We start from the raw sequence: 7,571 nt of genomic DNA, 5'->3' as shown, positions 1-7,571 counted from the left end.
GGCCCTAGAAACGCTATCGGGACCAATATCGCATCGAGCGGATGTTTGACAGGCTCAAGCAGATACGCCGTATCGCACCCGATACGACAAGGCTATCCTATCTTTTATGAGCTTCCTCAACATCACCGCAGCAACACTCTAGATCAGGTCTTTTGTCAACGAGACCTAATGAATGTGCTCCCCCAAAATGCCTCCACACATAAAATCTAATGCAGTCCGTTCATGCTCAGGCAACATAGATATATAATTAGAAAGAAATTTATAATTAAATCCATTCAGATAAATTTTGTTATAGACAGAAGAAATATTATTTACTTCTATAAAGTTATTTCCTATCTCGTTTGCATTATGATCAATCGATTCAAAATCGAACCATTCCCACTCCCATGCTCGCTTCCTATCCACCACAACATCTCCATCAGCTCCCACTGAAAGATACTTCTTTGTCCGTGGATGAGAGAAACAAATACTGCCATTTGGATTCTGCCAGACCTCATAGGTCCGAAGCGCTGTTATTCTAGCATCATTTGGTATAGAGAAGCGCTTTCGATCTGCGGCTACAAAATGAATATAACGCGTACCTTGAACATAGAGACCAAGAAGCTCAGTCTCAGCAGTATTATCCGTCGTGATCTGTCTGTTTCATCGATGAAAAGAGAAGCGCCGGTGTGAGCCTTTAATCTTAAAACACTCACATCTGCATCAATGTTGATTCCTCCATAATTATGAATAGAGACACATCTGGTTTCCAATTGATGCGTTTTATGATCCCTGGCGGGAACAAATACATCAAACCTTGATAAATCCAATCGCTCAGCAAGCAGCTTGATTTCCATTATTGACGTGGACTTCATCAATTTTTCTATATATTTAAGTTGGGCATCAACCAGAATCATGAGTTCATCTGAGTACTTACTAATAATCGCATTGTCGATCTGCATAAACTCAGCATCGTAGAGCTTACTGTTCATTACATCATGGACAGGATCTCCTGCATTCTGCCTGCGATGGATCTCCATGTCCTTATAGCGTCTGATATAGTTTTCTAAAGATCTTGTCTGAAAATGTAGTAGTCTGGCATTCTCCCAATTGGGCGATTGAGCTGTAAATCCTCCAAATATAGTAGTCCAAACGACATCTTTTCCATCAGATGTAAGTGTCCTCCCCGTTACAGGGGCATTGTGCACATAAGTGATATCACCATTTACACTACGAGGTCTAATTATAACTTTTGTATGATTATTCCAGTACTCAGTATTATTTCCGTGTTTTCTATATGAGAAAATCGGTGAGCCTTCGGGACGAGAAAGATGTCCATTCGTTCCGAAGCAACACCAATTTAAGGCCACGCACCCAGCATCCTCCGGCATTTGTTGCAAAAAAGACTTTATTGACCCACTATCAATATAGACGTATTCATCAGAGTCGATAAAGCATAGCCAATCAAAATCTTCTTTGGCTTCTGAGAGACAAGAATTATATATATCTACTTGTCGTATAACGTGATCGTCTCTGTCTTCTCTCACATTTTTCAATCTTATATCGTATTTTTCTCTTAAAGAATTAATTACATAACTGGTACTATCGCTTGATTGGTCATCATAGATAAAAAAAGAATCAAAGCCGATCGAAGAGTGCCACGCCACCCAATATGGAATATCGTCTTTCTCATTCTTAACAGCAAGACAAATTGCAATCTTCATCATATCACCCATAATAGTTGCAGAACAGCAATACTATTAAATATGCCTCTTGGATTTATCTCTAACTTTGCAAGAAAATCTAGGGTCAGCTACGCAGATTTAGCACATTTTCACCTCACCGGATAGGTCGGGTAGAAAAAATCCTTTTAGACTTGAAGATCAGAATAAGACTATGATGGTTGGGACATGGCAGCAGACAAAGATGAATACGGTTGGGAGTTTTTCGTGGCCCACAACGACACCAGTAATTGCGTCAGTCTTGATTTACCGGCGCTGAACGGGATTGCGGTTCCAGAATTAAAGGTCTGATCTTTTTAGTTTCTTCTCTGCCTCTCAAACAAGAGATACCATAACCCCGACCAATCGAGAACAACTGCCTTTCAAGCAAACCACCTATCCGCTATGAACTGCTAATGCTGTCGTCCTGAAAAGCGACATTACGCTTGTTTAGCTTGATATTGAGGAAGTAGCTTAAAGTCTGCCCCCCCCCTCTGCCGAGCCATGATTTGATCATCTGCTCAAAAACAGAAGTCCATCTTCTATCCCGGCATGAAAGCTACTCTACACACAGGTCTTGTTGTCTTATCAAAGCGCTACGACAGAAAACGGAGCTTCATCCAGTCGGAACCTTATCGTTGCCTCACACGAGAGATCGCGGCAATATCAACATCATCACCGCGCGCAGTTCGTAAGCACTGGCATCCAAGGCGCACTGCGACAAATGAAACAGATTGAAACCTATTCGGACACTGAGAGCGGGCGGGCAGGAAGTAATAGAAACTCCTCCCATGCATCTAAAGCAGGCATTAGGGTAGCCTGATCATCATCACGTGCTGAGAGATAAGATTTTTCAATAACGATAGCATATCTTTGTTCGCCTATTGGAGTCAGTTGTCCAGGAACTGGAACAAGCCCAACCGGCGTCGTAGCAAAGAGCTCATTGTCCACTACTGTCACCATGGAGCCCTGTACAGGTAGATGACTATTTGTTTGGAAGAAGGTTTCACGGTGGTGACAGTAGCATAGCAGTTCCCCGCGCCAGCTCATGATTCGAGGTAATGTGATACAAGGACTATAATTCCCAGTAGCACAAGCAAAAAACGCTTCGGCTTCGTGTATATATCCCATATATGCAATCTTCGTTGCTATTTTCCAAATTCGAGATACGGTTTCTCTGGATCCGTTCTTTATCGCTTTTTTGAAGCGTCTAGTGTGGAAAGCCTGCGAGACTAGGCGTGGATTGCGGTTGAATGCACGCTCAATCATTCTGGCAATATTCTCAAAATTGTGTCGACGCGCCAAGGTTGCTATGTGCCGAAATGCTAATGGATTCTCTATATGTTGAAGCATATCTGAAAAAATACGAGAGCCTTTTATGTTAGATAACACCATATGACCAGCATAACAGAGCGTAATTTCATGTACATCAATATGACGCTTGAACATTTTTACTTCATCAAGGTCAGGTTCTTCGTAGGGATCGTAGAACACATAAATACGACCATGGACATCATTGGAGCGAACACCCATTCCTGTCATAAAGGGTTGATAGAAGTGCTTGAAGTGAGAAGGATAAGGTGCTTCTGCTCTGTCTAGGCTCCATTGGGGCGCTGCTGCCATTACGCAGTCAAGGCCCAATATACGGGAATATTTCAAAACCGCATAAGCACCCATCGAAATACCAAATCCGACTAATCTAGGCGTAATTCCAGGATCAAAATTTTGTTTTCGGGCTGAAATCCATGCGCGGACTGCGATAAAAGCCTCTTCGAGCGAGCCTTTACAATACCAATTTTCGTGGCGATCGATGATCCCTATCCACGGGATACCAAGTTTGATTGCTAGAGCCGCCCCGAAAAAGCTACCGTCATGACGTTCAGGTGCACTAATTCCGGTAAAACTTACAACTATATGGTCTCCAGTATCTAAGCCTGCGTAAGCTCTTACGATATAGTTATCATCAATGAATATATCACATATAGACAAATTCTAATCTCCTTATTTCTTACCCATTAAGTTTTCATTATAGTGATAATTCCATACGAAGGTTTTGCAAGGGTCGGGATTACAGGACCTTCGATTTGAGATCAGATATCTGATTCCAAATCGGCGAAATTATTCGAGCTGAATGACTTGTATTGGCTGGCAGAAGAGAAAATCTCTCGCCCGATGCCCATCTGCCCTAAGAGTCACGACCGGTGGCTTGCCACGATCCGCGCGGAATCATTCTCGTGAAACATAAAAAATTATACTTCCGGGATGACCTAAAACAGCATTGTCTTCACACGATACTATATAGTTGCTGGAACGGCGCCATAGTTGCGAGGCATTCCATCTGAGCGGGAATCGCCGCCAACTGAGTTGTGAAAATTATAAACCTCATTCGCCGTATACAGACCGGGGAGGCAAGCTGTTAGCAGCCCGGCGTGGCGGTCAGTTCAGCATATCGCAGCGAACCAACAGGACAAGTGCGGAGGCTCGTGTCTTCAAGATTAGGCAAAGCATGGCGGTCGTACTGAACAGGCAGATCGCCACATCGAGATTGTGAGTCCCTACGAGGTACGTCTTCAATACTGTCAGGTAGAAGCACATCAGATCTGATATCCAAATCACTCTCAAGTGAGTGTCCTCACCAACATCCCGATGCTGAACCCGTGACGACATTCTGCAAACATAAAAAAAAACCGCCCTGTCTTTCGACAGGGCGGCTCTTTTGTAACCTTGATGGAGACGGGCTGGATCAGAAATCCATATCGCCCATGCCACCCATGCCACCCGGACCACCGGCCGGAGCGGCCTTCTTCTCGGGCTTCTCGGCAACCATGGCTTCCGTCGTGATCAGCAGGCCGGCAACCGAAGCTGCGTCCTGAAGAGCCGTACGGACAACTTTGGTAGGATCGATGATGCCAGCGGCAACCAGATCCTTGTATTCTGCATTCTGTGCATCAAAGCCGTGCGTGTACTCGGCGATCTCAAGCACCTTGCCAGCGATGACGGCGCCGTCTTCACCAGCGTTGAATGCGATCTGACGCAGCGGAGCCTGCAAAGCCTTGCGGATGATGTCCGCACCAACGCGCTGGTCGTCATTCTGGAAGGAAAGGTCCTTCAGGGCAACGGAAGCGCGGGCAAGAGCCGTACCACCACCCGGAACGATGCCTTCTTCAACAGCGGCGCGGGTTGCATGCAGGGCGTCGTCAACGCGATCCTTGCGCTCCTTCACCTCGACTTCGGTGCTGCCACCAACGCGGATTACGGCAACGCCACCGGCCAGCTTGGCAAGACGCTCCTGAAGCTTCTCACGGTCGTAGTCGGAGGTGGTTTCCTCGATCTGCGCGCGGATCTGTGCACAACGGCCCTTGATGTCGTCCGTGTTACCGGCGCCTTCAACGATCGTGGTGTTTTCCTTCTCGATATGCACCTTCTTGGCGCGACCGAGCATGTCGAGTGTGACAGTTTCGAGCTTGATGCCAATGTCTTCGCTGATGACCTGGCCACCCGTCAGGATAGCGATGTCTTCCAGCATGGCCTTGCGACGGTCACCGAAGCCAGGAGCCTTGACGGCAGCAATCTTCAGGCCACCGCGCAGCTTGTTGACGACCAGCGTAGCAAGCGCTTCTCCATCGACGTCTTCAGCAATGATCATGAGCGGACGGCCGGACTGAACGACGCTCTCAAGCAGCGGCAGCATCGGCTGCAGCGAGGAGAGCTTCTTCTCGTGGATCAGGATATAGGGATTATCCAGATCGGCGAGCATCTTCTCGGCATTGGTCACGAAATACGGCGAGATGTAGCCGCGGTCGAACTGCATGCCCTCGACAACGTCGAGTTCGGTGTGCAGGCCCTTGGCTTCCTCAACCGTGATGACGCCCTCGGAACCGACTTTCTGCATGGCCTGCGAGATCATCTCGCCGATTTCATGCTCGCCGTTTGCCGAGATCGTGCCGACCTGTGCCGTTTCGGCAGGCGTCGTGATCTTGCGCGTGTTCGCCTTCAGCTCGGCCACAACTGCCAGAACAGCCTTGTCGATGCCACGCTTCAGATCCATCGGGTTCATGCCCGCGGCAACAGCCTTGGCGCCCTCACGGATGATAGCCTGAGCCAGAACGGTTGCGGTGGTCGTGCCATCGCCAGCCGTGTCGTTGGTCTTCGAGGCCACTTCGCGCACCATCTGGGCGCCCATGTTTTCGAACTTGTCGGCCAGTTCGATTTCCTTGGCGACGGAAACGCCGTCCTTGGTGATGCGCGGTGCGCCGAAGCTCTTGTCCAGAACAACGTTGCGACCCTTCGGGCCCAGCGTGACCTTTACAGCGTCAGCAAGGATATCAACGCCGCGCAGCATGCGCTGGCGTGCATCGGCACCGAATCTTACGTCTTTGGCAGCCATATTCTTATCTCCAGTAGAGGTTCAGTTTGCGACGATGGGGAGGCTGGAAATCAGCCAATCACACCCATGATGTCGCTTTCCTTCATGATCAGCAGCTCTTCGCCGTTGATCTTCACCTCGGTGCCGGACCATTTGCCGAACAGCACGCGATCGCCAGCCTTGACGTCCAGTGCCACAACCTGACCCTGCTCATTCCGTGCGCCGGAACCAACGGAGACGATTTCGCCTTCCATGGGCTTTTCCTTGGCGGTGTCCGGAATGATGATACCACCGGCCGTCTTCTGTTCGCCCTCAAGGCGACGGACGACGACGCGGTCATACAAAGGCCGAAAATTTGTCATAATGGATCGCTCCACTTTTCTCTAAGGCGACGCCCTTTATCAGAAGCAACGCCGCCGGTTTGCGCGCCCGCTAAGCCGCAGCGCGTTAGCACTCCCTTTAAGAGAGTGCCAAACAGGTAAGAGAGCCTATTGCTGGCGTCAAGTGTCAGAACCCCCACAAACGTCACTTTTCACCGAAGCGTCATTGCCCGCAGCCATGGCAACCTTTTCCACTGTCTCAACCGGAACGGATTGCTCCAGCTTCGCACCATCCACCTCACGCAGCAGGCGGTCTCTCTCAAGATCACATTTCAGACGCTCTTGCCGGGTGCGGCCGAACCGAACCCTGTTTTGCTCTGCTGCAAGAGCATCCTTCTCGCGTGCCAGACGTTTGCGCACACGACGAAGATTAACGATTTCTGTCATGGTGATCGTTGATCCTGACTGGAATGAACAAGACGGAGGGTCGTTCCATGGGACGCCTGATAACGCTTACAGCAGCAGATACACACCATTTTTCGGCTTACGAAGCAGGAGATTCGTCTGCCAGACACGCCCTCGTGGTAGTGCAGGAGATTTTCGGCCTGACAGATCACATACGGGCAGTCTGCGACGAACTGGCAGAGCATCACGGCTATCATGTCATTGCGCCGGCCCTGTTTGATCGTGCGCAGCGTGACACTGTGCTGCCTTATGATGCCCAGGGCATGAAAGAAGGACTGGCCCTCCGGGCCCGGATTTCTCCGGATGCCATTTTGGCCGATATCACGGCGAGCGCTCATGCCCTGAACAGGCATGACCACGGCAAACCCGGCATCATCGGCTTCTGCTGGGGCGGACTTGTCGCCTGGCAGGCTGCCACCCGCACACGCGAATTCGCAGCCGCGTCAGCCTGGTACGGCGGGGGCATTGCAGCAGAAAGCCATGAAAAGCCTCACTGCCCTGTCCAGCTCCATTTTGGTGGAGAAGACGATCATATTCCCCACACCGATATCACGACGATCCGTGAGAACCGGCCCGAGGTAGAAATCTTTGTCTATGACGAGGCTGGACACGGCTTTGGCTGCGAGGATCGCCCAAGCTTCAACAAGAATGCCCGCGATCTGGCTCATGCACGCAGCGTAACCTTTTTCGCCACCCATCTGTAACACTGGATTCCAGAAT

The 7,571-nt window shown here is 49.5% G+C and carries 8 protein-coding genes; 2 read left to right on the top strand and 6 right to left on the bottom strand.

Annotated elements, in window-relative coordinates:
• Nucleotides 1-165: 165 nt before the first annotated feature.
• Nucleotides 166-429 (bottom strand): hypothetical protein, encoded by a 264-nt coding sequence (locus JCM25354_RS21215; protein WP_148301557.1) that lies wholly within the window; start codon nucleotides 427-429, stop codon nucleotides 166-168.
• Between the two features lie 128 nt (nucleotides 430-557).
• Nucleotides 558-1,715: a glycosyltransferase family 2 protein gene (locus JCM25354_RS20860; protein ID WP_084294804.1), complete on the bottom strand. Its 1,158-nt coding sequence runs from the start codon at nucleotides 1,713-1,715 to the stop codon at nucleotides 558-560.
• A gap of 174 nt (nucleotides 1,716-1,889) precedes the next feature.
• On the opposite strand from JCM25354_RS20860, the gene JCM25354_RS23155 reads away from it, so the two are divergent.
• Complete coding sequence (locus JCM25354_RS23155; protein WP_279379589.1) at nucleotides 1,890-2,012, top strand: hypothetical protein; 123 nt, start codon at nucleotides 1,890-1,892, stop codon at nucleotides 2,010-2,012.
• A 429-nt stretch (nucleotides 2,013-2,441) separates the two neighbouring features.
• Here the strand turns inward: JCM25354_RS23155 and JCM25354_RS15035 are convergent, their stop codons facing one another.
• The 4 genes from JCM25354_RS15035 to JCM25354_RS15020 form a co-directional block, all read right to left on the bottom strand.
• Complete coding sequence (locus JCM25354_RS15035) at nucleotides 2,442-3,689, bottom strand: hypothetical protein (RefSeq protein WP_025886666.1); 1,248 nt, start codon at nucleotides 3,687-3,689, stop codon at nucleotides 2,442-2,444.
• 754 nt (nucleotides 3,690-4,443) lie between these two features.
• Nucleotides 4,444-6,087 carry a chaperonin GroEL gene (gene groL, locus JCM25354_RS15030; RefSeq protein WP_025886664.1) on the bottom strand — a complete coding sequence of 548 codons (1,644 nt, stop codon included), beginning with the start codon at nucleotides 6,085-6,087 and terminating at the stop codon, nucleotides 4,444-4,446.
• Nucleotides 6,088-6,137: 50 nt separating this feature from the next.
• Entirely contained in the window at nucleotides 6,138-6,428 is a 291-nt protein-coding gene (groES, locus tag JCM25354_RS15025) for a co-chaperone GroES (RefSeq protein WP_025886662.1), read from the bottom strand.
• 138 nt (nucleotides 6,429-6,566) lie between these two features.
• Nucleotides 6,567-6,833, bottom strand: coding sequence for a DUF4169 family protein (locus tag JCM25354_RS15020; protein ID WP_025886661.1), 267 nt, complete (start codon nucleotides 6,831-6,833; stop codon nucleotides 6,567-6,569).
• A gap of 47 nt (nucleotides 6,834-6,880) precedes the next feature.
• Between JCM25354_RS15020 and JCM25354_RS15015 the strand changes: the two genes are divergently transcribed.
• A complete protein-coding gene (locus JCM25354_RS15015; protein WP_025886660.1) occupies nucleotides 6,881-7,555 on the top strand; it encodes a dienelactone hydrolase family protein in 675 nt (224 codons plus the stop codon).
• The last annotated feature ends 16 nt before the right edge of the window (nucleotides 7,556-7,571 follow it).

The organism is Asaia prunellae JCM 25354 (assembly GCF_000613885.1).
GTDB classification, from domain to species: domain Bacteria; phylum Pseudomonadota; class Alphaproteobacteria; order Acetobacterales; family Acetobacteraceae; genus Asaia; species Asaia prunellae.
Note: the sequence above shows the minus strand (reverse complement) of the source record. Positions and strands in the feature narration are given on the sequence as shown.